Annotated in this window: 22 protein-coding genes; 9 read left to right on the forward strand and 13 right to left on the reverse strand. The window is 42.2% G+C overall.

The features are described 5' to 3' along the window. Positions 1-248: 248 nt before the first annotated feature. Positions 249-584 carry a hypothetical protein gene (locus tag N482_RS09195; protein WP_063376758.1) on the reverse strand — a complete coding sequence of 112 codons (336 nt, stop codon included), beginning with the start codon at positions 582-584 and terminating at the stop codon, positions 249-251. Positions 585-889: 305 nt separating this feature from the next. Between N482_RS09195 and N482_RS09200 the strand changes: the two genes are divergently transcribed. Further along, complete coding sequence (locus tag N482_RS09200) at positions 890-1,816, forward strand: DMT family transporter (protein ID WP_063376759.1); 927 nt, start codon at positions 890-892, stop codon at positions 1,814-1,816. 4 nt (positions 1,817-1,820) lie between these two features. Here the strand turns inward: N482_RS09200 and N482_RS09205 are convergent, their stop codons facing one another. From N482_RS09205 to N482_RS09245, 9 genes are all read right to left on the reverse strand, one after another. Beyond that, complete coding sequence (locus N482_RS09205) at positions 1,821-2,126, reverse strand: DUF962 domain-containing protein (RefSeq protein ID WP_063376760.1); 306 nt, start codon at positions 2,124-2,126, stop codon at positions 1,821-1,823. A gap of 64 nt (positions 2,127-2,190) precedes the next feature. Further along, complete coding sequence (locus tag N482_RS09210; RefSeq protein ID WP_063376761.1) at positions 2,191-5,331, reverse strand: efflux RND transporter permease subunit; 3,141 nt, start codon at positions 5,329-5,331, stop codon at positions 2,191-2,193. A 10-nt stretch (positions 5,332-5,341) separates the two neighbouring features. After that, a complete protein-coding gene (locus N482_RS09215; RefSeq protein WP_155730550.1) occupies positions 5,342-6,511 on the reverse strand; it encodes an efflux RND transporter periplasmic adaptor subunit in 1,170 nt (389 codons plus the stop codon). 284 nt (positions 6,512-6,795) lie between these two features. Further along, positions 6,796-7,149: a DUF2946 domain-containing protein gene (locus N482_RS09220; RefSeq protein ID WP_155730551.1), complete on the reverse strand. Its 354-nt coding sequence runs from the start codon at positions 7,147-7,149 to the stop codon at positions 6,796-6,798. 164 nt (positions 7,150-7,313) lie between these two features. After that, complete coding sequence (locus tag N482_RS09225) at positions 7,314-7,733, reverse strand: VOC family protein (RefSeq protein WP_063376763.1); 420 nt, start codon at positions 7,731-7,733, stop codon at positions 7,314-7,316. A 10-nt stretch (positions 7,734-7,743) separates the two neighbouring features. Continuing rightward, on the reverse strand, positions 7,744-8,217 hold the full coding sequence (locus N482_RS09230; protein WP_081227855.1) for a GNAT family N-acetyltransferase: 474 nt from the start codon (positions 8,215-8,217) through the stop codon (positions 7,744-7,746). A 20-nt stretch (positions 8,218-8,237) separates the two neighbouring features. Continuing rightward, positions 8,238-8,720, reverse strand: coding sequence for a GNAT family N-acetyltransferase (locus N482_RS09235; protein ID WP_063376764.1), 483 nt, complete (start codon positions 8,718-8,720; stop codon positions 8,238-8,240). A 168-nt stretch (positions 8,721-8,888) separates the two neighbouring features. Beyond that, a complete protein-coding gene (locus N482_RS09240; RefSeq protein WP_063376765.1) occupies positions 8,889-9,341 on the reverse strand; it encodes a YaiI/YqxD family protein in 453 nt (150 codons plus the stop codon). 85 nt (positions 9,342-9,426) lie between these two features. Further along, positions 9,427-11,310: a methyl-accepting chemotaxis protein gene (locus N482_RS09245; RefSeq protein ID WP_063376766.1), complete on the reverse strand. Its 1,884-nt coding sequence runs from the start codon at positions 11,308-11,310 to the stop codon at positions 9,427-9,429. Positions 11,311-11,393: 83 nt separating this feature from the next. Here N482_RS09245 and N482_RS09250 point away from each other — a divergent pair, with 83 nt between their 5' ends. Further along, positions 11,394-12,536: a porin gene (locus tag N482_RS09250; protein WP_063376767.1), complete on the forward strand. Its 1,143-nt coding sequence runs from the start codon at positions 11,394-11,396 to the stop codon at positions 12,534-12,536. 178 nt (positions 12,537-12,714) lie between these two features. Next, positions 12,715-13,344 (forward strand): deoxyribonuclease V, encoded by a 630-nt coding sequence (nfi, locus tag N482_RS09255; RefSeq protein ID WP_063376768.1) that lies wholly within the window; start codon positions 12,715-12,717, stop codon positions 13,342-13,344. A 33-nt stretch (positions 13,345-13,377) separates the two neighbouring features. Here nfi and N482_RS09260 read toward each other — a convergent pair whose 3' ends face one another. Then, positions 13,378-14,172, reverse strand: coding sequence for a helix-turn-helix domain-containing protein (locus N482_RS09260; RefSeq protein ID WP_063376769.1), 795 nt, complete (start codon positions 14,170-14,172; stop codon positions 13,378-13,380). A 116-nt stretch (positions 14,173-14,288) separates the two neighbouring features. Between N482_RS09260 and N482_RS09265 the strand changes: the two genes are divergently transcribed. The 3 genes from N482_RS09265 (at position 14,289) to N482_RS09275 (ending at position 19,595) form a co-directional block, all read left to right on the forward strand. Then, positions 14,289-14,705: a hypothetical protein gene (locus N482_RS09265; RefSeq protein ID WP_063376770.1), complete on the forward strand. Its 417-nt coding sequence runs from the start codon at positions 14,289-14,291 to the stop codon at positions 14,703-14,705. Between the two features lie 63 nt (positions 14,706-14,768). Beyond that, on the forward strand, positions 14,769-15,287 hold the full coding sequence (locus tag N482_RS09270) for a GNAT family N-acetyltransferase (protein ID WP_063376771.1): 519 nt from the start codon (positions 14,769-14,771) through the stop codon (positions 15,285-15,287). A 75-nt stretch (positions 15,288-15,362) separates the two neighbouring features. Continuing rightward, positions 15,363-19,595, forward strand: a complete 4,233-nt coding sequence (locus tag N482_RS09275) for a DEAD/DEAH box helicase (RefSeq protein WP_231100824.1) — start codon at positions 15,363-15,365, stop codon at positions 19,593-19,595. A 131-nt stretch (positions 19,596-19,726) separates the two neighbouring features. On the opposite strand, the gene N482_RS09280 is transcribed toward N482_RS09275, so the two are convergent. After that, on the reverse strand, positions 19,727-20,617 hold the full coding sequence (locus tag N482_RS09280; protein ID WP_063376772.1) for a hypothetical protein: 891 nt from the start codon (positions 20,615-20,617) through the stop codon (positions 19,727-19,729). A 747-nt stretch (positions 20,618-21,364) separates the two neighbouring features. Between N482_RS09280 and N482_RS09285 the strand changes: the two genes are divergently transcribed. The 3 genes from N482_RS09285 to N482_RS09295 are packed head-to-tail and all read left to right on the forward strand — an operon-like array spanning position 21,365 to position 23,526. After that, a complete protein-coding gene (locus N482_RS09285) occupies positions 21,365-21,685 on the forward strand; it encodes a hypothetical protein (RefSeq protein WP_063376773.1) in 321 nt (106 codons plus the stop codon). Further along, positions 21,675-21,923, forward strand: a complete 249-nt coding sequence (locus N482_RS09290) for a hypothetical protein (RefSeq protein ID WP_063371762.1) — start codon at positions 21,675-21,677, stop codon at positions 21,921-21,923. The genes N482_RS09285 and N482_RS09290 overlap by 11 nt, the downstream gene beginning before the upstream one ends. Positions 21,924-21,927: 4 nt before the next feature. Next, positions 21,928-23,526 carry a PepSY-associated TM helix domain-containing protein gene (locus N482_RS09295; protein WP_063376774.1) on the forward strand — a complete coding sequence of 533 codons (1,599 nt, stop codon included), beginning with the start codon at positions 21,928-21,930 and terminating at the stop codon, positions 23,524-23,526. Between the two features lie 57 nt (positions 23,527-23,583). Here N482_RS09295 and N482_RS09300 read toward each other — a convergent pair whose 3' ends face one another. Continuing rightward, a complete protein-coding gene (locus N482_RS09300) occupies positions 23,584-25,404 on the reverse strand; it encodes a cytochrome-c peroxidase (RefSeq protein ID WP_081227857.1) in 1,821 nt (606 codons plus the stop codon). Positions 25,405-25,568 lie beyond the last annotated feature (164 nt).

Genomic DNA, 25,568 nt, shown 5'->3' on the forward strand with positions numbered 1-25,568 from the left:
GTGGGTGCGCATTATAGGGAGATTTGAGATTGGCGCAAGCGTTTTTTAACTATTTATTGTATGGCGTTTGAAAAATAACTGTTGGACAACATTTTTCTTATACAAAGTGAGATAAAATCCGGTTTCAGAATATGTAATTAAGACTTGGTTTAGGCAATGCCAATATGTCACCTAGGCTTGTTGGAGGATCAACCCAATTTATAGATGTGCCACTTGAAAGCGAGTTGCCATATAAGAGCACCACTTGCTTAGCAAAATGACTCACCATAGAAGTAGTGCTTCCTTTTCAATTTAGTTTCACCATTGGTAATAATTTCCATGGCTCCACTGCTATCTAATGCAACATTAAAGTCGGTGATCCCACGCTTTATCTCTAATTGCATCTCTAAGTCAGCGCGAGACCAAGATTGACCAAACCCAACGGATAGATTTTCCAAGTTCATTACCTCTTCATTTAAACGGTATGCTGAGCCAGGAAAAATTTGGGTTAAAGTAAGCGCAACAATCTGCTTTTCATGCAATAAAAAAGCGAACATTGGCTTATCCGTTTTATTGATAAATGTCACAGTAACTTTTGCAGACATTGCGATTCCCTCGTTCTGAATAATCTATGTGCAACTATAGGGATATTCAGATTAAAAGCAATTACGGGGCATTACAGTTAGTTGTGTAATAACCCACAATTAAATTACGCCGAGTTTTAATTGATAGGCCTAGTTCAAAATAAACCTATTTAAGTGATGTAAAATTAACTTCAACCAAAGTGACAAAGTTTGTACAATCGACACAGGCCTATTCTGTCATACACATTCAACATAAAGCGAAAACAGCTAATAAAGTGCCTTCACATCTAACCTTACTTATAAATACATTCCAAAAAAGGGAAAAAATGACAGCGACCACCGTAGCAGCTTCATCAAGGGAAACATCTATCATTATTGCACTAATCAGCGCGATGCTAGTTTGGGGGTCGAGTTGGATATCTGGAAAGATTATTGCTGATATGGCTCCTTCGCAGGTTACCGTATTTTACCGTATTGCACTTGCAGTAATTAGTATGCTGCCCACCCTGTATCTGATGCACAAATTTAGGTTAATCTCGCTACGATGTACTTACCAAGCCATAATTTGGTCTCTGCCCGCTGGTGCTTTGATGGCAATGTATAATCAATTCTTTTTTATGGGATTATTAGACGGACTACCTGGTAAAGGGGGGATGTTAGTAACCACAACAAACCCAGTTTTTACCTTTATACTAAGTTTTATTTTGTTTCGTATGGCCCTATCTTCTAAACAAATCCTAGGCCTAGTATTTGGTTTAGTAGGCGGACTGTTGATGATTGAGGTGTGGCGATTCGACTATGCCGAGATTTTTGCCTCTGGAAATGCGCTTTTCCTCTTCGCATCAATTACTTGGGCAGCATTAACCTTAATAAGCAAGCAAGGAACTAAATTCTCAGACTTCCTTACTTTCAGCACGCTTATGTATTTGTGGGCTACTATCATCAGTTATGTATTTGCGTATGACTACGAGCCTCTAGCTAATATTACGAGCTATTCAAGTACATATTGGTATCACATGCTTTATCTATCTACAGTCGTGGTCAGTATTGCTACAAGTATTTTCTTCCTTGCCACACAAAAATTAGGGGCAAACCGCTCTAGCTCATTTATTTTCATTGTGCCAGTGACTGCAATGGGTCTATCTGTTTGGTATTTTGGGGAACAGCTCAGCCTAGCCGTTTCTTTGGGGGGGGCATTTGCTTTGTGCGCAGTATATTTACTCAATCAACCAGTAAAACCCAAATCTGAATAGAAGACTATATAGACACTTTTCGGGTGATTATATCCTTAATCATCACCCAGTCCGCCATCAAACTATACAATGGGTAGGTAAAGGTGGCGGGTTTATTTCCCTCATATATAAAATGCCCCAGCCACGCAAACCCATAGCCGAGTAATGGCAACAAAATTAATAGCCACCAACACTGGGTTATTAAACTCATAAATAACACCGCTACCACTAATGAAGACCCTATAAAATGCATTCTTCTACAGTACTTATTGCTATGTTCTTCAAGGTAGAACTGATAAAACTCTTCAAAATTCTTAAACTCTTGCTTCATAACCGTTACCTACCGAAGTAAATGTAAAGCCCAATTTTTGGGCTTTACTAAAAGCCTAGATTAACTAGGGATTGCTACGAACTACATTTTTCGAAAAAAATGGGTAAAAGCTTGGCAGTACAAATAAGGTGAGTACTGTTGAGCTTATCAAACCGCTGGCCACAACAATCGCAATGGGCTTTTGCAACTCTGATCCGACACCTTCAGACAACAACATTGGTAATAGACCTAGTGTGGATGTCAACGCAGTCATTAAAACGGGCCTTAATCGAGAAGCTGCCCCGTCAAGTACCGCTTCATGGATGCTATTTCGGCCATTGCGAGCGTTAATACTCTCAATCATTACTACACCATTTAATATGGCTACACCAAACAACGTTATAAACCCAACTGCACTCGCAACAGATAAGTACATACCTGACAAGTACAAGCCGATTACTCCCCCCACTACCGCAAGCGGAATATTTATCAATATTAAAATAGACTGCCTGACAGACTTAAATGCCAAAAAAAGTAATAATCCGATAAGTAAAACTGACACAGGAACGATGATTGCGAGACGCTGCTGTGCTCGCTGTTGACTTTCATACTGACCACCAACAACAACCGTATACCCTGCTGGCAAGTCAACTTGGGAATATACTTGCTCTTGTATCCTCGCAACCACGCGTCCCATATCTTGGCCCATAACATTTGCTTGAATGACGACCCGCCTTTGCACATCATCCCTTCTGATCTGTGGCGCACCTAGACTCAATGTAATATCTGCCACATCGCCTAACCTGACCCACTCACCACTGGGAGAGAGTATGGTTAACTCTTCAATAACAGCAGGACTGCTACGAAATCTCGGCTCAATACGAACGTTGATGTCATAGCGCTCGTTGCCACTAACGACTTGCCCACTGTTTTGTCCACCTATCCCGTCAGCGACTAGAGACATTACGTCTGCGACTGATAGTCCATATCTCGATAACGCTTGCCTATCAGGGGTAACGAGCAGCTGTGCTTCTCCTGCTATTTGCTCCATTGCCACATCGGAAGTACCCTGTATCGCTCGAATGAGCTGCTCAATCTCCGCGCCCTTTGTTGCCAGCACACCAAGATCCGGACCAAATAACTTGATAGCCAGTTGCGCTTTTACACCTGATAATAACTCATCTACACGCGTTGCTATTGGCTGAGAAAAATTGAGCAGAACACCAGGAAACGCACTAAGCCGTTCTTTCATCAGCGTTTGTAATTCTTTGCGATTCTGCGCTGTTTGCCATTGCTCTATAGGCTTCAGGCCAATGTAGATCTCGATATTATTCACCGGCTCTGGGTCGCCTCCAACTTCCGCGCGCCCTATTCTACTTAGCGCATAGGTGACTTCAGGAAATTCAAGGAGCTTTTTCTCTAACTTCGGAGCTACTTCCAAAGCGGTATTTAAACTGGCAGATGATGCTAGAGTCACCCGTAAGTTGATAGTGCCCTCTTCAAGCTCTGGGATAAACTCCGTTCCAATTTCAGATGCTAGATAACTACTGCATGTAATGAGCGCAGCTAGGCTAAAGATTAATATTTTTTTGTGGTTAATTACCCGTGACAGAGCAGCCCGATATAGCTTTTCCAGATGATTTAAGGCTTTATTTTCTTTAGGTAGAAGACCTTTTTGGTACAATATGCCCGCTAACGCAGGTACCACAGTCACCGCCACAATTAACGCAAATATGATAGCCAACATAATACTCATCGCCATTGGCTCAAACATTTTGGCTTCTACACCCTCAAAACTAAACAATGGCATGAAGACGATTAATATAATCAGTGAAGCGAAAAATATCGATCGAGCAACCTCGTGTGCAGCTTCAATAATTACCTTAGCCATTGGAGTTTCCTCTGCTTGCATGTTATGCGTACGTTGGTTAAGTTTTTTGACAATGTTTTCGGTCATCACAACCGAACTATCTACCAGCATACCTATTGCAATGGCAACGCCACCAAGGGACATCAGATTTGCCGAAATACCCAGCCAAACCATAGTCATCATGGCCAGTCCGATTGACAGAGGAATAGAAATAAGTACCAGTATTGTTGCTCTAATGTTCAGTAAGAACAACGTCAACACCACCGTTATGAAAATAAATGCCAACCCCAATGCTTTGACAACCGTATTCACAGCTTTATTGACCAGTTCTGCTTGATTGTAAAACGGCACCAAAGTCACACCTGCCGGTAAAGCTTGCTCTATGTATTGCAACCGTTTTTGTATTTCATCAATTGTTTCCTTCGTGTTTGCCCCCAACCTTTTTAAAACGATGCCCGATACGACTTCACCCATCGTATAGACTTCCTCATTTTCGCCACGTGTTGTCATCGTTACTGCACCTTGGCGAACCTCCGCGCCAAACTGAACATTTGCCACGTCAGAAATTTTTATAACGATACCATTTACAACTTTAACTGGTACCTGTGCAATCTGTTCCAACCCTTGGCTGCCACTGGCATACCAACCGGCCCCCCTAATTATCAACTGCTCTTGCCCTCTGTCTAGGTACCACCCACCAGCATTCATATTGTTGTTTGCCAATGCCGTATGAATATCTGTTTGGTGTAATCCATACGCTAATAATTTTCTTGGGTTTAAGTTCACTTGGTACTGACGTACTTCACCACCGAAGGACAAAACATCAGTCACGCCATCAATTGGCATCAATAATAGCTTCACTAACCAGTCATTTAAGCTTCTCAAGGCCATTTGGTCATATCCTGACTCAGGCTCAGAGACCAATAAATATTGAAAAACCTGTCCAAGCCCTGACGTGTTTGGCCCCATTGTTGGGGAGCCCATCCCTGATGGGATCTGTGCTTTAGCCTCTTGTAAACGCTCAAAAACTAACTGCCTAGCAAAGTAAATGTCGATACCGTCCTTAAACGCCACTGTTACCCCTGATAAGCCTGTTTTCGATATTGATCTGACTTCTTCAACATCAGGCAACGCATACATGGCAGCTTCAACCGGGTATGTGATCAGTTGTTCAACTTCTTCCGCCGCCAGCCCCGGCGCCTCAGTATTGACGACCACTTGAACATTCGTAACATCAGGAAAAGCGTCTAAGTTTAGTTTTTGAATAGCAGTTGCACTGGCAATCATCATCAGCGCAGTCATAATCAGAACTAAGAACCTATTTTGCACTGCCCACGAAACCACATTGTTTAACATTTATCTACTCCTAGTGATTATGCGGATCAAAGCCACTTTTAGCGGACTCAGAAGCAATAAAGAAAGCACCTTTTATAGCAACACGACTTCCAACAGGAAGACCAAAAACAATGCGCTTATCCCCTAACTGCTTCCCTAGTTTTACCTGTACAGGTAAAAATGCTTTGCTTGGCTGCTCTGCAAAAACGACCCAGTTTTGCTCCGAGTCTCGCATCACCGCAGATTCTGGCACTATCATCTCTTTGCGTGCTGATATTACGAAAAAGCTCACTTCCACAAACATACCAGCGTGCAACGAGTCCTTTGGATTCTCTACAGACAGTCGCATTACTTTGGTTCGAGTTTGTTTATCAATGGTGTGCGTTTGCTGAATAACTTGGGCGACATATTCTCGGTTATCAATTGAAACGACAGCTTTGACAATTTTCTCAGGTTCAAGATCTGTGCTCGCTGACAACTTGGCCTCAACCCAAAGTGTGCGCTCGTCTGCTAATAACATTAACTCGCTGCCCGCGGAAATGCGCTGCCCTTGAGAGAAATCATCTTTCAACACAACACCCGCCTGTTCCGCGACTAATGTATATTGGCCTAGAGTTTCACGTGTAAAAGAGTGCAATTTTTGAATTGCCAAACCATTCAAACCCAGCGCCACTAGCCGCCCATAAGCAGCATCAAACCTCGTTTTGGCTGCCACTCGTTCGCTATCGCTGACAGCCTCTCGAGCTAGCAATTCTGTTCTTTCCCAATCGCTTTTAGCTAGCAAATAGTCTGCTTGTGCCTGCGCCATTTCATGACTGAATAATGTGACTAGCTTGCGACCCTCACTCACCTTTTCTCCCAACACTACATGGCGGCTCATTACAACAGACTCAGCTCTAGGAGCAACTATGTAACTGGTGTAACCATTTGCTTTGACTTCTGCTGGCGCGTAGTAAACTTGTTCATAGCTTCTCGGCTTAATCTGCTCAACTTCAATACCCACCATGGAGCGCTGCGTTTGGCTTAACACAATTATTTGCGGCTCATCATGTGTATGGTTATGTACTTCACTTTCTAGATGTGGCCTATAAGACGGCTTGATTTCATGTATATGATCATCACTATCAGCCATCACATTTGTACTGTGTAAATTGATAGCAAAGATAAAGACTGCGAACGTTCGCATAAATTTGATATTCATTATTTATAACTCCAGTTCCCCCAAAAAAACGCAAATACATAAAATCGTTGTCGCATCTATGGGGGATAAATCATGCATCAATAAAATGTACGCCTCGTTTTATGAGCGTGTTTAAAAGCATGACAAATCGGCACGACCATACGACCGCGCTATACCTTATTTAGTCGGCATGCGTAACCAGTTCAGATCTGGATCTAATCCCAAACTAAATCATTCTATGCAGTTACTCTAAAAGGGCTAATCGGATTGAACCGCCCAAAATTGAGTAACCAATTTTGTGGGAATTAAGAGTAAATTGGAGGTCTAAATGTTGATTCAATGCGTTTGCGCACCTGCCTGTCTAGCACGCAAAAAATCGGATTCGAAGTGTTAAAGGCGGTATTGCTCACACCGTTTGTATTGACCCACGAAGTGTGGCTGCCAGTACAGTGCCCACAATGATGGCAATCTTGTATAGCGTGACCATGTTCATCCAATTTCACGGTTGTTGTGACTTGCTCATCGTGTTGATGTGCGTGATTGGATTGCAGATGCTTTGCATCAACTAAGTGTAATTCGGAGAGCGACGCAACAGAAGACACTGACTGCAATGCAATCACCATCATGAGTATCGCGTAAACTACTACCCTGAATATCAACCTAACACCTTAGTATTAAAAATAATGCGTCGACAATATAAACAGCACCGCGAGAAAAGTCAATTTAATGAGGCATAAATAATTGCATAAGCCTTTGTTATAAAATAACATTACCCAATTAAATTGCAAAAATATTAATAACTAAAAATGGCTTTTTAGACTCTCTATTTATCAGGGTACCAAGTTAACCCTTTATAGGGGTTCGCTTTTAAACTTTCAAGTCGGCTTTGCAGTGACCCAACATGTATCTCTAACTTGTGCCTATTTGGGTCAAGAATATACATCGAGTCACCCTCGCTGGTGTTTTGCTGCCAATATTGAATATTCAACGCCTCTACTTTAGTTCGGAAACCCCCAAAGTCCTTCGCATCAATGTTCAATGCAAAATGAGTGTAATCACTTTCAGTATTGAAACTACTATTTGGGTTATGGTGCAAGTTCAGACATAACCATAAATCTCCAAATGATAAATAAGCGCCATTTTGCCAACTCACATGTAATGTTGCTCCCAAGCTTTTATAAAACCCAATAGAGCACGATAAGTCCGTTATCGAGAGTGTTATATGGTTGAGACCAGTGATCATTTACCTATACTCATATTTCTTTTTTCATAACGAGTACCCGAACACCTTTTGAATCCGCTTCAAAAAGCGGTTCAAACTCTAGTTTGCTATATAAACCGCCACCTAAAGATTCTGTTTGCAAATAAAGCGCTTTAATGTCTAAGCGCTTAGCTTGGTCAATAAGGTACAATACTAAATGTTTCGCAATGTTTGCACCTCTGGCTGAAGGCGACACAAAAACCCCGCCAAGCCAGTGCTCATATTCTAAATATGCGTCCATTTCATGAAACTTCAGCTCTGCAACACCCACTAATTCATCGCCTCGCAGAGCAACAATACTCAATGGCAAACTGTGTTGATTAAGTGCTTTTTCAAGCTTTTGCTTCACTTCTAGCAAAGAGTAGCGCCCACTTTGCTCGCACCACTCTTTAAAATACCAAGATGCAATTGTTTCGAGATATTGTGGTTTGTCTGCTAAATAATAAAATGCCAAATCCTTGTTCATTTAACCGCTTCCTAAATAGGTTACTGCAACCATTTATACATAATATAGCTATCTACTAATCCAAGTTTTGGGTGCCTGTATGCTTTTGGAATTGTGCCGATAATATCGTACCCCAGTTTTTTCCATAGGGACACGGCAACTTCATTACTCGATACCACTGAATTGAATTGCATCGCACGAAAGCCAAGCTCCAATGCTTGTTTTTGAGAATGTTCACATAACTCTCTCGCCAGTCCCTTGCCTCTCGCTTGAGGGGATATTATATACCCGCAATTGCTTATGTGATCGCTCGGCCCCATTGCATTCGCTTTAAGATAATAGCTGCCAAGCACCTTATCATCTTCTACGTACACAAAGCTCTTAAGCGGCTGCTCACACCAAAGTTGATAGGCGTACTCTTCATCCATTTGCGGGTCAAATGCATATGTCTCTTGTTGTAAGATTACTTCTTTAAATACAGGCCAAAAAGCAACAAAATCTTGCCTTGTCATAGCTCTGATCATATCAACTTACTCCATATAAAAGACGTTCATTGGTGATGTAACCAATGCTTTTGTGATAAATATAATGTTCATAAGATCAATGAAATAGCAAGATCGAGACGACAGAAGAACGAAAATGACAGTAATACAACCTGCACCGCTATACAGGTTGGTCGAAAAGTGATGGTTTTATTTGGATTTATGTTGTTGTAACCACCTATCAAGGCAGTTGGCAAATTGCTGTTTCTCACTTTGGCTTAGTGGAGGTGGCCCACCTGTTTGTATACCACTACTTCTCAGTGTATCCATAAAATCACGCATGTTTAAGCGCGCTCGTATATTCTCAGATGTGTACATTTCTCCGCGGCTGCTAAGCGCTAAACCACCTTTATCTATGACCTCAGCAGCAAGCGGAATGTCACTTGTGATGACTAAATCACCTGCATTCACGCGCTTAACAATTTCATTGTCAGCGACATCAAAGCCAGCACTGACTTGTAATTTACAAATATAGGGGGATGCAGGAGTTTTTAAGTATTGATTAGCAACAAGGGTCACGGTCACTTGCGTTCTTACCGCGGCACGAAACAAAATCTCTCTGATCACAACAGGGCACGCATCAGCATCAACCCAAATAGCCATTCCTCTCTCCTCTTTCTCGCTAGGGCAGTTGACTACGGGGCATAATACGCACATTTGTCGCATCTGCATATAGCAGATCAGTACATCATAAAGTGAATTTCGATAACAATGTTTCTTGTTGATGTGACTGCTCAGCCAGCTCTTGACTCGCTTGATACTGCTGACTGGAGAAGTTGTCTACTTCAACACTTATATCATTTATATTTGCAGTGTTTTTATTGATCTCCTCAATGACCACACTTTGCTCTTCAATCGCAGTCGCAATCTGAATATTGCGATCCATGATGTCTTTTACCGATTCTGATATTTCATTGAGCATTTGCGTTGCCTGCTCAGTTTGCTCAACACATAGTAGAGTTTTATCCCGACTGGCTCCCATCGCGTTTTGAACTTGATTTGAAGAAACTTGAATTTGTTCAATCATGCTTTTAATCTCAGTCGTCGACTCTTGGGTTTTGGTTGCCAACGATCTGACTTCATCGGCCACTACCGCAAACCCACGACCTTGCTCCCCCGCCCTTGCGGCTTCAATAGCAGCATTTAAAGCCAATAAGTTTGTTTGCTCCGCGATGCCATTAATCACAGACAAAATATTTTCGATGCTATGGCTATATTCAGCTAGCTGTGTGCTCATTGCATGTGATTCATTGATTTCTTCAGATAAAGTCGAAATTTCGTTTTTAGTCTGTAAAAATACTTGCTGTCCGTCTCTAGTTTTATTGTTCACGGTAGTTATAGAGCTTGCCGCATTTTGGGCACTGCCTGCAATTTCGCTAGAAGTAGTACTCATTTCATGCATCGCTGTCGCCAAGCTTTCAACAAGTCCAACTTGCTCTTGCAATCTAGAGCTTGATTGAGTCGAAAGTTCTCTAGCCGCTTCACTGCTTGAAACAACAATATCTGTGCCTTGCTTAACTTGTGTGACCAACTGATTCAAAGAAGCCAGAAATACATTGAACTGTCTCGCGACTTTACCGCATTCATCGTCGTTTTTGATTGTAAGCCTTTGCGTTAAGTCCCCACTTCCCGAAGCGATATTTGTTATCGCTGCCTCCAGCTCTTTAAGCGGTTTCAAAAGGTGAATTGCCAGTGCTCTAATACTCAAAGAGCCTAATACAATCGCCATGATAGCAATGATAAAGGTATTCAGGGTCAAGCTATTGAGTGCATCATACACCTTGGCTTTATCGAGCATCACGGCTAAGTACCAAGCATTTCCGTACTGATCATCCAATGGGAAGTAGTACATGATTTTATCATCGCCGCCTACCTCCACTTCTAGGATCGTTTTAGTTTGGGATAACGAAAGGTTTGGAGAAATGTCTTTGAGTGTTTTGCCATTGAGTTCGGTCTGCTGGTGAGAAATGATTTTACCTTCTCTATCAACCAAAAAAGCAAACCCTGTATGGTCAAAATCGACTGCATTAATGCTACTCGCGATAGTATCCAAGCTTAAATCACCCCCTATCACGCCTCTAAATGTCCCTTTGTAGTTAATTGGAGATACCACAGAGAGTAAAAGCTCTCCTGTTGCTGCATCAATATAGGGGCTGGTAAAAACCGTTTTACCTTGCTGACGGGCAAGTGAATACCAAGGGCGCTGGCGAAAGTCTACGCCGGGCGGATTTTGCCTGTTGGGATTGTTTGACCTCAACCCTGTTTCGTCTTCAACAGTGCCAAAAGCCAATAAAAACGAGTCTTTGAAAAACGGTGTGTTTAACGCCGTTTGAAATCTCTCTGTACTAAAGTCTGCATCCAGTTGCGTTTTGACCACATGAACTTGCGAAGCTTTTTTTGATAGCCAATTATCAATGCCAATTGCTAAGAGCTTTGTTGTATCAGCTACATAAGCAGCTGTTTTCTGTTTCATGGAATCGTTGATAAACCAATAGGTAGTGCCGCTGATCACTAGGATAATGAGAAATACCACCAGCGCAGAAGCGACTGAAAACTTGGTTCTAATCTTCATAGTTATTCGCCAGAAAAAAATCAGTCAACACCGCAAAGTGTTGTCTATAATTCGCTTTATCGCAACTAATTGGTTTAAAGACTATGAAAACAGCGACTCGCTCTCTCCTTGCCGTTTTACTCTCATCTTCTTTGGCATCCCCCTGTATAGCTGCCTCAGAAAATAATCCCGTCACCATGGAAGATATCAAAGCGCTAGAGGCGCAACTTGCAGATCTTAAGCGGCGATTTTTACAGCAATCTCCACCAAAAGATAAACCAAAAGCCCGAAAGAAAGACAAGAAAATGGAGGGTTCAGAGGCGCACACTCACACAGTTGATGTATACGCAACGATGCGCCCTACTTTTGGTCGGATCGAGGACAGAGGCGAGGATCAATATGACGTTAGGGATGCGCTGTCTCATGCTGGTGTGAAGGCGACTCATAGGTTCAATGAAGATTGGGCCGCTGAGTTACATGGCGAATGGAGTATAGACGTACAGAATACCGGTGAATTTGGTCGCTCTAGGCGAGCTTATACGGCATTAGTGACACCAATCGGTCGCTTTGGCATAGGTAAACAACGCCCTGCGCAATACTTATTTATTGCCGAATACGTCGACATTTTTAATCATGCAAATAGCCCTTACGCTTATGACCCTGAGAGTATCTTTTTTGTGGATAATTTAATTAGCTATCGTGTTGACAGCGGCCCACTCACGTTTGTCGCCGTTGGCCAATTTGACGGTGCCAATAATGATAACAATAACGACTTGTTTAACATGGGCCTGAGCTACGACAAAGACGGTTTACACGCTGCGGTCACATACCAAATGAACGAAGTGTACGACCAACAGACCCACTTAGGTGAAAACTCTATTTGGGCAGCCGCTTTTGCCTATGACTTTACCGACAAGTTATATGCAGCAGTTGCATACCAAGATAAAACCTATGAGCGACACAATATTGTTGATAGAGACGGCTCCACTTTTGACTTATCGTTTGCGTATAAGCTCGGGAAGCACTACAAACTAAAAACGGGTTACTTTGACTTTGATGACGGATTTGACGATAGCGATCCCAACAATCAAAGCTTTGATGGTTTTAATATCACTTTTGAGTGGCTGCCTGCACCTCCACTGCGTGTACACCTTGAGTACTTAACTAAATCCTACGCCAATGATCAGGATTTCGATTCTCTGTCAGTTGGCTTTAGGTATGATTTTAGAACATCCATAAAATATTAGATGTGTTTGGTGCCTGGACGACGAAGCTGGTAACTGCAAGCTTCGCCCAAGCACTCTATTTAAATATCAGTCTGCAAACTCATGCCATCAAAACTTTTCTTTTTCATCACACCACTTGAGATATAAGCTCTGCCCCAAATAGATTACTCATGTAAGTACTCTGAGTTGTCAAAATAAAATGCAATATATTCAACCTCAAACATCAGAGCAAATCATTACAACCGATGATTTTGAATCAGTAAACTACATCGCGGATGTCGATGTCGCCTACGATGAAGCAAAAAACAAAGTTGTTGGTGCTGTTGTGGTGCTAGACGCTACCACATTTGAAGTGGTGGAATCACAAATAGCTATAGAGCCGATTAGCTTCCCGTATGTTCTCAGGCTATTTTCTTTTCGTGAAGTACCGCCACTACTCGGCGCGATAGAAAAGCTCACTACCGTACCAGATCTCATCGTGTGTAATGGTCAAGGGGTCGCTCACCCAAAAAGATGTGGCATGGCTTCTCATTTGGGCGTACTTCTAGATATACCGACCATAGGCTGTGGAAAATCAAAACTGCTTGGCGAATATACGCCTCCGCCAGAGTCCAAAGGAGCCAACAGTGACTTAATTGATAATCAGCAGTGCATAGGAAAAGTATTGAGAACTCAGAATGGAATTAAGCCCGTGTTTGTGTCTATTGGCCATAAAATCAATCTTACAACAGCCGTTGAATGGATTACTAATTTAACACCCAAATATCGTTTACCAGAAACTACCAGACAAGCAGATCAAATCGTCAACCGATGTTTGAAGGCGCTTTAACTACGCTTGTCTATGACAAAAGAGGCGTCCTAGCTAATTATTTTCAGTCTCGCAGCTTCGACGCCAAGCCGCTGGCGTCTGGCCTAGATGTTTTTTAAATTGGCGAATGAAGTGGGTGGTATCACTCCACCCCAACTGCTCAGCTAATTGACTTATTGGCAGGGAAGTATGAAGTAATTGCAAGCATGCTTGAGATAAACGTTTCTGCGTAATCCACTGCCCCACTGTAAACTCCGTTTCTTTTTTAAATAGGGCTGCTAAATAAGGCGCACTGACATGCACAGCTTCACTCACTTCTTTAAGCCCAATAGGCTGTAAATAGTTGGCCTGGATATAGGTCATAGCTTTGATGACTTTGTCGTTATAGTGCGTGTGATGAAGGTCGCTTTGACCGGCTCTGTTCAACTCATTGAGCAACAGCACAACAAAGCTGCGCTGCACTTCCAAGCTAAAGCCTTGCTTATTTGCTGCCATTAACTCGTAAAACAAGACCCTAATAAATTCGCGCCTACTTGGCTCAGTATTGAAAGCTGGCAACGCCCCCTGTTTAACACTTTCAAAGGAGGCCATTAATTCGCTGTTTGTCAGATCCAAGCAATCAGGGCAGAAGCTTAACCACAATACATGTAAATCCAGCCCTTTAATTAATGAGTGCGGAACACCAGGCGGCACAACACTAAACATGCCTTTTGACACCTTGAAAGCTCGTCGATGCGCTATATCCAACGAACCTGAAGCTAAAAAAGTCAGTACACATTCACTGTGGGTACCATGCTTTTTCTCCTTAAGAGCACTTATATACTCCTCTCCAACAGCTAAAGTATGCATTGATTTCTCACAATCTTAAAATAAGCCGATTTTAAATAAAAAACGTCAATTATTAGCTTGTAAATACTAGTATAGAATAAATCCATATTAAAAAAAGCTGATTTGAGGATAAAGCGATGGTAGATACAACGCTGAATGTTAACTTTTCCATTGTACTAATGGGGCTATCACTACACATCTTAATTTGGGAAAAGTTGCCAGACTGGGGGACTTGGTTTAATACATTGATTGCAAACCTGCCTAAGCCCTTGGCTTACTTGTACGATGCTTGGCATTGTCCTTACTGCTTTGGATTTTGGGTTGCACTTATGCTTCACTTACTCACTGGGCAATATACACTCCTCTCATCCGAGGTGATGCCAGCCTATTTGGGCGCTGCAGCCTTGCCAATAGCGTGGTTTTTAGATGCTCTAGTTGGTGCTTTACTCATTTTGTTTGGGAGCTTGTTACTTAAAGCTATTTCAGGACCTGCCCTAACAGGGCATCAAAAGGTGATGGCATTTAAACAAGCTCAGATGGAAAAAAGTAACTAAGGTTAATAACAGTTCACCTAATTTAGGGCGGCCTATATTTGTCGCCCAAAAGAGTAATAAACAATGAAACCACTCCTTCAAACAGCGCGCTTAGACTTGTACAACTGTAAGTCACTTATCACCAGTCGAAATAGCGCCGCCATCATTACTGGGATATTGACCCCCGATACCGCAGCCTTTTTGCCCGAGGATTGGCAAACACGTCCTGACGCAAATCACGCTTTTGATTGGCTCAATAACAAACTTATTGAGAGCGAGATATATTTGGCTCTGCCAAAAGGGACAATAAACCAAGCCTCACTCAAATTGCAAAATGTGCCGCTCGGATTATTTATTTTTCACATAGAACAATCAATTGCCCATATTGGCTATTTGATCAATGAGCAATACTGGCATCAAGGGTATGGCACGGAGCTGCTCTTTGGGTGCTTGGCATATCTTCGCACCCAATCATTAGCAAAGACCGTTTATGCTGGAGTTGATCCGAATAATTTAGGGTCAGTTCGAACGTTAGAAAAGTGCAACTTTCAAATAGTTAGTAATGATGCTCAAAAAAATACTTTTTATACACTACACCTTTAAAACGCATACGATACTTGTGACGAGCCAGTGCATTTGGTAATTTGCCAGCGTCAAATTGCAGACCTAGGAACAATCTTGCACTCTATTAATCGCCCCCTTACGCTCACAACGCATACCCACAGTAACATAGAAACTCTCTATGCTGACTATTTGACCCTAGACCCCGATTACCAGGCCTTAGTTCAAGTACTGGCGGTAATATTCAAGTCCACCTCTACGATTAAAATTAAACAAATATTAAAAAAGCTCACTGAGCAAGGGGTAATAGAACCCGGTCGACCAATGTCAGCTTTGAGTTCTGAGCTCGCGATCGCAGTAGAACAAAGCCACTTGGCGCATTGTGATCAACTGAATATACAAATCAACCCGTTGGTCGCAAACCTTGTAACACAGCACGCGCAAAAGCTTGGGCGTTTACTGCCCATATTAAAATGTGCAGAAGAGTATATTCCAGTTCTTAACGCCTACGAATGGGAAAGAGATCCCGAAGACGAAAACCGTCTTACACGGGACTTTTTGTGGTTAGGGCAGTTTCCCAAAGCAAAAGCAAGAATGGGGTTTAATAAAAACCCGCAGATACTCGATTTGCAAAATAACTACGCTTTGGTGCAATTTGCTTTTTTCCCATTTCAGTTAGAAACCTTTGCAGAGCTGCCTGATGACATGCAATATCAGGCCTTTGCAACATTAACTGCGACACAAGTGCAATTAGGCGCAGATCTCAGCGTAGTTACCGACCTACTACAACTTGCTTGCAAGGAAAAACCCAAAAACCAAAACCTTAGACTCTTGCTAGCTGAACACCTGTTATTACAAGGTCAGCTTGAGCTCGTCACAAACGGTGTAAAGCCAAGCGATATTTCAAGTTATGCATTGCAACTCAAAGCTGCTGCTTTGCTGTTTAATGCACAATTGACCGCTGCAAATACTCAGTTCAATGCGGCGCTTCAAGCACAACAAAAGTACTCAAAAAAGAAACACCCATATTTAAATGGGTTATTTGGATGGTTACACATGGTTACTCTGCTCGCTACCGCAAATGGTCAAAATGACCATTGTGACCAAGCAATGCAGCTCGCCAGCAATCAACTATCTGATAAAAAGGGTACTAAAACCAATTATCATATCGGCCACATTTTTGAATGCCTTGCCGAATCATTGTCCAACAGTGCACCATTTATTCCCCAACTGAAAGAGCACGAAAGAGACTTACAAAATAGGCCTTTTGACTACTACAGCAGCCAGCTACTCACAGTACTTTCATTACATTGGTGTAAGCACACACTTACAGATGAGCACTTATCTATCTTAGAGCGGTGTACTACCTTCTATCGAACATCAAAACTGCACTTGTTAGAAAAAATCGCCTTGCAACTGCTCGCAAACGTTCAGTCATTTCAACTTGAGCAAAGCTTGCAGGTAGACTTTTCTAGACTGATCCAGCAACAATCTGAGTGGGATTTGGCATTAGACAAGTTGCTCGCCTTGGCACCGACAAACCAAGTTGATAGCAAAGAGCACGAACAATCCAACTCTCATCAACTCATCTGGGTTTTAGAAGAACACCAAGGACTCGCCTTATTTGGTGCGAAAGTACAAAAACGTATGTCTTCAGGGTGGAGTAAAGGAAAAGCAATTACCCTTGAGGAACTCCATACAAGCCACGCGAAATTGGGCTACCTGTCCAATACCGACTTGGCAATAATAGACGTGATAGAGCTTCAAAGACATTGGGAAGGTACAGATTACAAATTAGAGGGTGTACAAGCACTAAAAGCAGCAATGCAGGCCCCCAATGTGTATCACGCTAATGATATGTTGGAACCACTTGAAATTATTGAGCTTCCAGCGCAATTGGCGATATCTGAACGCGGCGAGCAGTTATATTTGACACTTCTAGACTTACCTGATGATTTTAGGAGCCGCCAGTCTGTATATGCCTTTAAATTTGAACCAGGATGTAAGTGTGTATTTACTCATTTTGACAAATCACAGCTAAAGGTCGCCAATATCATCGGAGAAAATGGGATACTCATTCCTGTAAGTGCAAAGGCAAAGTTAATGACCAGCATTCAAGCTATTGCACCATTGATGAACATCCAGTCAGAGGTGAGCGATATTGAGATTGGCTTAGAAAATGTAGACGCACAAGCACAACTTGTTATCAATGTTAGCCCCTACCAGCAGGGCTTGTCTTTTCACTGCATAAGCATGCCATTTGGAGATAAAGGTCCTGCTTTTCATCCCGCAGTTGGTAATGCCAGCATCAGCGCGGAAATTGGTGGTAAACGTATTGCCACTAAACGAGATTTAGCGGCAGAGCAAGAGCTACTAGACAAACTGGATGAACAGTGCCCAGCCTTTTTGGCAATGGCAGATAATCAATTGAGTATCGCAGATTTACAAGACGCGCTGAATGCTTTGGAACAGCTGGAGCAGGCTATCAAAACAGAGCCGCCATTGGCGTTTAAGCTACGTTGGCCTAAGGGTCAGAAAATACAATTGACTCAACCTCTCCAAGCACACAACTTACAGCTTGCTATCGCTAAGAAAAACCAATGGTTCGATATTAATGGCGAGTTGAAGATAAACGATCAACAAGTTATCGAGTTGAAAGAGCTGCTTGAGCTTGTCGAGCAAAGTCATGGGCGCTTTATTGAGCTGGACTCACAGCAGGTTGTTGCACTGTCCCAATCGCTACATGATAAGCTCATCAAATTAAACCAAGGCACTGAGCAAGGCACTGAGCAAGGCAAGTTTCATCCTTTGGCGAGCCCACTTGTAAAAGAGGCCGTAACCGGTATGAGAATGAAAACATTACATGCTTGGGAACAGCAATCGCAATTAATGCAAGAAGCAAATGCATTGCAAATCAACTTACCGCAAGACTTGCAAGCCACATTACGAGATTACCAACAAGCTGGCTATGACTGGGCTACCCGCTTGGCACATTGGGGGGCAGGGGCCTGCCTTGCTGATGATATGGGGCTGGGTAAAACCTTGCAATCTTTGGCTGTGTTATTGGCAAGAGCAACTAAAGGCCCGAGTTTGATTATTGCTCCCACCTCCGTTTGTTTTAACTGGCAGCAAGAGGCCACTAAGTTTGCCCCTACCCTGCGACTGCACACCTTGGCGCACTTTAAAGCTGGTGAACACAGAGAAACTTTACTAAACGAACTGGACGCTCATGATGTGTTGGTTATTAGCTATGGATTATTAGTTCAAGACCTCGAAATTTTAAAATCCATTGATTGGCAAACTATCATTGCTGACGAAGCACAGGCCATCAAAAACCCATTGTCCAAGCGGGCGCAAGCGGCGTGTGCCTTGAGAGGGGGGTTTAAAATGATCACCACGGGTACACCTATTGAGAACAATTTGACGGAGCTGTGGTCTCTGTTTCGTTTTGTTAACCCGGGATTGTTTGGTAATTTGAAACGATTTACAGAACGCTTTATTCAACCAATTGAAAATAGAGAAGAGAAGCCAATAGCAGCACGGTATGCGCAGCAAAATCTTAAGACACTTTTACAACCGTTCATTCTACGAAGAATGAAGCATCAAGTTTTGACAGAGCTTCCTCCACGTACCGAAATCAATATCAATATTGAATTGAGTGATGAAGAACAAACTCTGTATGAGGCACTGCGACAAAATGCCATAGCCAACATCGCAACAGCAAATGAACAAGAAGACGCTGGTTCCCAGCACCTTGCAATGCTGGCTGAGCTTACTAAGCTCAGACAAGCATGTTGTAACCCAAACCTTGTTGCCCCTGAACTTTCACTTTCGAGTACAAAACTTGCAAAACTCAATGAACTATTGATTGAACTTCGCAACAATGGTCATAAAGCCCTGATATTTAGCCAGTTTGTAGGTCACTTACAATTACTTAAACAACATTTAGACGAGTTCGGGATCTCCTACCAATATCTCGATGGCTCTACCCCAACCAAACAAAGGCAGCACAGTGTCAATGCTTTTTCAAAAGGTGAAGGAGAAGTCTTTTTGATCAGCCTTAAAGCCGGTGGATCGGGCCTAAACTTGACTGCCGCTGACTATGTTATACACATGGATCCGTGGTGGAATCCAGCAGTAGAGGCACAGGCCTCAGATCGTGCGCATCGTATTGGGCAATCTCGACCAGTGACCGTTTATCGCATGATTGCTTCTAATACCATCGAAGAAAAAATTCTAGCCATGCACAACCAGAAGCGAGACCTTGCACAACAAGTGTTGTCTGGTAGTGACACAACACAAAAGCTGTCTGTGAAAGAGGTGTTAGAGTTACTGAAAGATACGCTCTAAATCCGCATACTGTGTCGCGTTGTAATAAAGCAAGGTGAGTAAAGTAGTTATAAAACATTGAGTTGGCCATCATTTAACGTAATGGCCATTCAAATAATGATTAAGCGTATGTTACTGTTAACGGTGCCTGATTAAATGCGCCTGTTTTCACTTCTGATAAACCCTTGTTGCATCTGCTTCGCGTATTCCGCCTTGCTATAGCCTTGGGTAGTAGTGTCATGTGCACTCCCCAAGCTATTTACCTCAAATGCAAAGTTCATCATCAGGTAAGTTTCATAATCTCGAGCATAACTCGCATGGGCTAAAAACTCACCATGCTGCATAAGAATATTCCATGCGATATTGGTTGGTATCTTTCCAGTTAGAGGATCACGTACATAAATCAATGTAAAGAATTGCGACAAAAATGCTTTTGCATTACCGCGAAGCGCACCTAGGTCAAAAGCTTTTCCATAACGATTCCACAACCCAAACTCGGTAGGCGAAAAGTTTGCGATTGGCGTAAGATTTTCTTTAAATAGTAAACGCGTAATATAACCGACTACAACAAACTGGCCTTTAAATGGAATGGCAATTCCAAGGTCGCTTGTACTGGTATGATACCTAGGATGATCTTCAATTGAGTAGTCAGAGTCGACCCAATTGCTATTCAAACAATACACAATACATTTGTCATGAATATTATGGGACATATCACTTGGGTGTTCGACTTTTAAGTTATAAGGCAAACCAATCGATATCTCTTTCTTTAATAACCTTAGCAGTACTGGTTGATGATATTTTAGTTTTGAATAAGAACGCTTCTTTTCACCGTTTATATGATGAAAGGCATACAACAATATTACCACCTCATTGCCCTGCTCAATGTGAGTCAAAACTTTATCGACTGGAATATGGACGACCCATGAGGACCTTTTACTCTCACCTAAACCGAAGTGACGACCAAATAACAATGCTAGGTTACCCGCTTTTACATTTGCATAACGCCAATGCAGGTCCTGAGCAGCAAATAGTGCACTCAAATTTTTGACACCATCTACATCAACAATATCAAACCCAAAAAACGTACACGACTTTCGATAAATTGCTCAGTCCCTTATTCATCAAGCACACCGACTGTTTCTACCTCTGTGGAAAGATCGCCGCTCACTAACCTTGAACAAGCATTGTCAATAACCGTCAGTTTGGCATGTCCTAATTTAGAAAAGTAGAATAGAAAATATTAAAATACCCTGTATAAATTTCATTGTCAGATCCTTGTAAATAGCACAATTAAAATTTCCATGAGTGAATTTTAACTCCGTACACTCACTGGTAGATTACAGAATACAAATACCAAAACACACTTCAAATAAACACCAGGTTAACTTTTTATTAATAAACATCGCTATGAGAATGGCATATTGTGTTGTGATTTGTTTATTAAATCGGGACATGAACAGTGAGACACCTTCAGAATTGAACAATATAACAAAAAAAAGCATGAGGATATTTTTCAATGAATCTGTCGTATTACAGCGAGAACATATGGTTAACTCCAAATAGCCAACTGCTAAACATCACAAAAACTATCGACCCATCGCAAAACAAGGCTGCGATGAACAGTACGCTTATCGATTTGAAACCTTGAGTTGCTTCGTTAGCCTAGCTTGAAAAAATGAAAAGATTGAAAAAATTGTAATTCGCGCAGACCAATTTAGACTCAGGTGTTGAATTTTGATTCACTTATTGAAACAATAAAGAACAAAATAACAATTATTCCTATTCTCATGAGCCTTCTCGCTATTATCCCTATATGGGTCGCGTCACTGCTGTTATATCTGGCCAGCCCAAAGCAATACTTGCTCAGCAAGCCAGTTCCTAAATGGCTAAGCTACCTCTTAGCACTGTGTTTATATGCTTTTGCAAACGTTTTATTCGCACAGAGCTACCCTATGGTATCCGCATTACTTGCTAGTTTTGTTGTACTGATGATGGGGCTTGTTGGTGTCACCGTATTGGCTGGTAAATCAAAGCGCTTATTTATGACAACTTCCATTTTATTACTCACAATATGCTCAACCGTTGGAGGTATCATTCATGTGGCCTAAAACAATACTGGGGTTTATATTTGGCTTGTTGATTTCAGTCTCCATTGCACTGAATACGAACCTCATTTTACCCTTTGCTGAAGATACTCGATTACTCATCGGCCTTATCTTGGGGTTTCCAATTTGGGCCAGCATTATGGTGTGGGTCTACGCCTTTGAAACAACGCTTAAAGCTTCCAAGTACATGCTGTTAGTACTCTTGCCCTCAGCTCTACTCAACGTTTTTTTGATGGTGTAATACAATGAAAAGCCAAACACTTAAGTCACTTACAAATGCACACGCTTGGATAGGTCTGATTATTTCTTTTGTCTTATTTATTGTGTTTATAGCGGGTTCTATCAGCTTATTCAGAGAAAATATAGAAACATGGGAAAAGGTATCACTGATAGGTGAGCATTCACCGCATGCAAGTCAGGTATCATATGATACCGTCGTGGCAAAGTTAGATGAAAAGTATGAAATAGATACTCACCACATCTTTTATCTCTACCAGCCCACCGAAAGAAATCCATTTTTGCAGGTGTATTTTGCTGCTGAGCTAAATGAACCTCATCCGGAGACAGGCGAAGACCATCAGGATATGTACCTGTTACTCGATCCTGTCAACGGCGACATTATTGCCGATGCCAATAACTTTCAATTTGCCAACTTTGTTTACCATTTACATTATGACCTGGGTGCAGGACGAATTGGCTTATATTTCGTAGGCATCATAACATTGTTCTTTTTTGTTGCGCTAATCAGTGGCGTGGTCATTCACTGGCGCAAATTGTTTAAAAACTTTTATCAGTTCCGTCTCGGTGCCAACAAGGATAAATGGCTCGATGCGCATAACTTAATTGGCACCATGGGCTTACCTTTTCACATCATGTATGCCTTTACTGGCTTGGTTTTTAATCTAGTGATTATTTATCAAATCTCGTATGCGGTAATACTGTATCAAGGCGATCAAGGTAAAGTTCTGCAAGCCGCAGGTTTCAATGAACCTCACATAGAAGAAGTGGACATTCGTATGCCTATGCAAGGTATCGATGAGCTCTATACTAAGGCTATGAATGAGTTAGGCAATGTTACGCTTCGCCGCATGATGATCGAGCATTTTGGCGACGAAAGCGCTGTGCTGGTTTTTATGGCTAAAAGTAATGATGAATTTTCAAATGATGTAGAAGTGCGCTACGCCTTAAAAGACCACCAGCAGGTTTATATTACTCAAGATAATTACGACAATAATCTACGTGGAGGTTTGGCCACGATTGCAAGTTTGCATTTTGGTGATTTTGCAGGATATGGTATGCGGATTGCTTTCTTTATTCTTGGCTTAGCCACAGCTTATATCATCATTACGGGTAACTTAATGTGGATAAGCAAACGCGCAAAGCAGAAAAAACAAAGTAAACGCAGCCTAGCATTTGTGACCCGCTTAACTTCTGGTGCCTTCATTGGCTGTATGTTGGCCATCGCTCTTGGTGCCATCGCGTCGAAGTTAATTCCACTCGAAGCGATAGGGCGAATGACGACCATACACAGTATTGTATATGTAAGCTTCTTCGTATGTACTTTGATATCTCTATTTATCAAGCAGCAAGATGTCTTTTGTAATTATTTACTCAAATTTTCAGGTTTAGCATATGCATTTGCTGCATTGTTGAATGTGCCAAACTATCTGCATTACGCTGATATACTATCTAGTCACGTGCTTTTAGATCTCGTGATAGTTGATATTATGTTCATTACTATTGCATCACTGTGCTGGTACAGCGCGAAAAAATTTGAAAAGCGTGCGGAACAGTTGCAACAAGAGTTACACGCCATGGGCTCAGAGTCGGCTTTGAACTCATAATAATTATTCAGATACAGATGAGGTAAGGGAGCCATCAGGCTCCCTTACTTGTTTTATTTATAGTGTATTGCCCTCTTCGTCGATAGCATCAAACTGATGTCCATCTGGCCCACCATCTCTTTTTGGGATCAAGGCGTTAACCTCGTTACTGCCCGCTAATGCTTTCGGATCAGTTAAAGCACGTAAAAATGCCGCTAAGTAACTGACTTGTTGTAATGTAAAGCCTCGGATAATTGCTTCATCACTTCTGTCAGATGCAGCTCGATTTTGTGCATTGAGCGCTAAAACATAGTCATCTGCATCACCAACAACAGCCTCGCATTGCACGGCACTCAAATGCTGAAACTGCGGCAATCCACAAGTTTCATTCTCGCCATAAAAACGCTCCAAAGAACCGGTGACATCAGAGTAGTGTTCAATCACGCGCTCTAAGGTCGCGAATACACCTTTGTCACCATACGGCGCGGTAATACCGACATTTAATAAGCTGGGCATTCTAAATTGATTTTTAAAGTTACCATTTGCAATACCATGCGCGCCTATTTGCGGATACAAGGGCCCTCTCGTTCTCTCAGGAGTAAACATCACACCATCATGACAATTGGCACAACCGGCTCCTGTGTAAAAGAACAAAGCGCCGCGCTTTTCATCTGCGGTCAACTTATCTTGTCGACCCTCGATATAGTTGAAGAATGGATTATCAATAAACAAAAAAGATGCCTGATAAGCCGACATGGCTCTGGCAATGCGTATGAAACTTATTTGGTCGTCGCCAAAGGCCGCGCTAAAGTGGGGCTTCCACTGTTCACTCAATCTTTGCGCAATAAACTCACGATATGCCTGTGGTGAGTCAAAGCCGCTAGGGTCGCCCATTTCCGCTGATGCAGTAATAGGAAAGTGAGCTTGTGCCATGAGCAAGCGAAGTGGATCTGTATTTTCCACTTCAGCATTCATTAACCTAGTTACTTCAATCTCAGGTGTCTGAATATCAGCAGTAGATACACTACCTACTTCACTATCGCGATTTGCCTCTCGTAAACGAACTCGCTGATCCCAAAACATGCTATCGACCCACAACGCTGAATTACAAATTTGTGGCGAGTTTCGTCCAACACTCGGTACCACAGCGCCGTCACTACGACCCAAGCCCATCAAATCTGTATTTTCAGCATTAACCCCAATAGACAGTGACAATCCATCACTGCCGCACCCTTGTGCCGGATGGTGACAGGAAGCACACGACGTATCAAAGTTTTGACTCAATGCTTTGCTAAAAAATAGCCGTTTGCCTAACGCAATAAGCTTTGCATCTTCATGGCGACGGTAGCGGGCGACATAGGCTTGCATATCTTCCAGCCCTTGTCGCAGAGTGTAATGATCAATCAGCTTATCCATACAGCTATCAAGTGCTTCATCTGATATCTCGTTCAGATCGTTTGTACCACAATGATCTACCAGTCGCGCAATACCAACTCGAATGATAGAACCATTGCGCATTCCATCGTTTTCATCAGAGCTTAAGGTTTTAATGGTATCTGAATTTGAAGGCAAACTTGAGACTCTATTTTTACCTCTTGTAAACGCGGTAACATAGTAAGTGTGCTCAGCATCTGGTATTGCATTGGTATCCACAAAAAACGTAACTTTTGTCCGGCCTATTCGCTTGCCATCACGAAATACCCGATAACCAGTAATGTCTTCAACACCAGCCGGTGCCTGCCAACTTAAACCGACTTCTGTCGCAGAATGGACTTTCGCAATTAACTGTTCTGGTGATAACGACTCTATTGTCGTGACCGCAGACACATAAGTCGGCACTACAAATAAAGCAGCCAACATCAATCGCCTTATTAAGGGCCGATAGTAACTTCCAAACATCGCATTTCCTCCGTAACGATTTATCCCACTTCCCAAGAGTGGCGTAATGGCCTACCAGTCCCAAGCGCCCGTCACGCTATAAGACTAAAATCACACCTCACTAATAGGTACAAAATGTAATTAAAATCAAATAATTAGACTGGCAGACACAATAAATCGAAGCA

Source organism: Pseudoalteromonas luteoviolacea NCIMB 1942 (assembly GCF_001625595.1).
Classification (GTDB): domain Bacteria; phylum Pseudomonadota; class Gammaproteobacteria; order Enterobacterales; family Alteromonadaceae; genus Pseudoalteromonas; species Pseudoalteromonas luteoviolacea_A.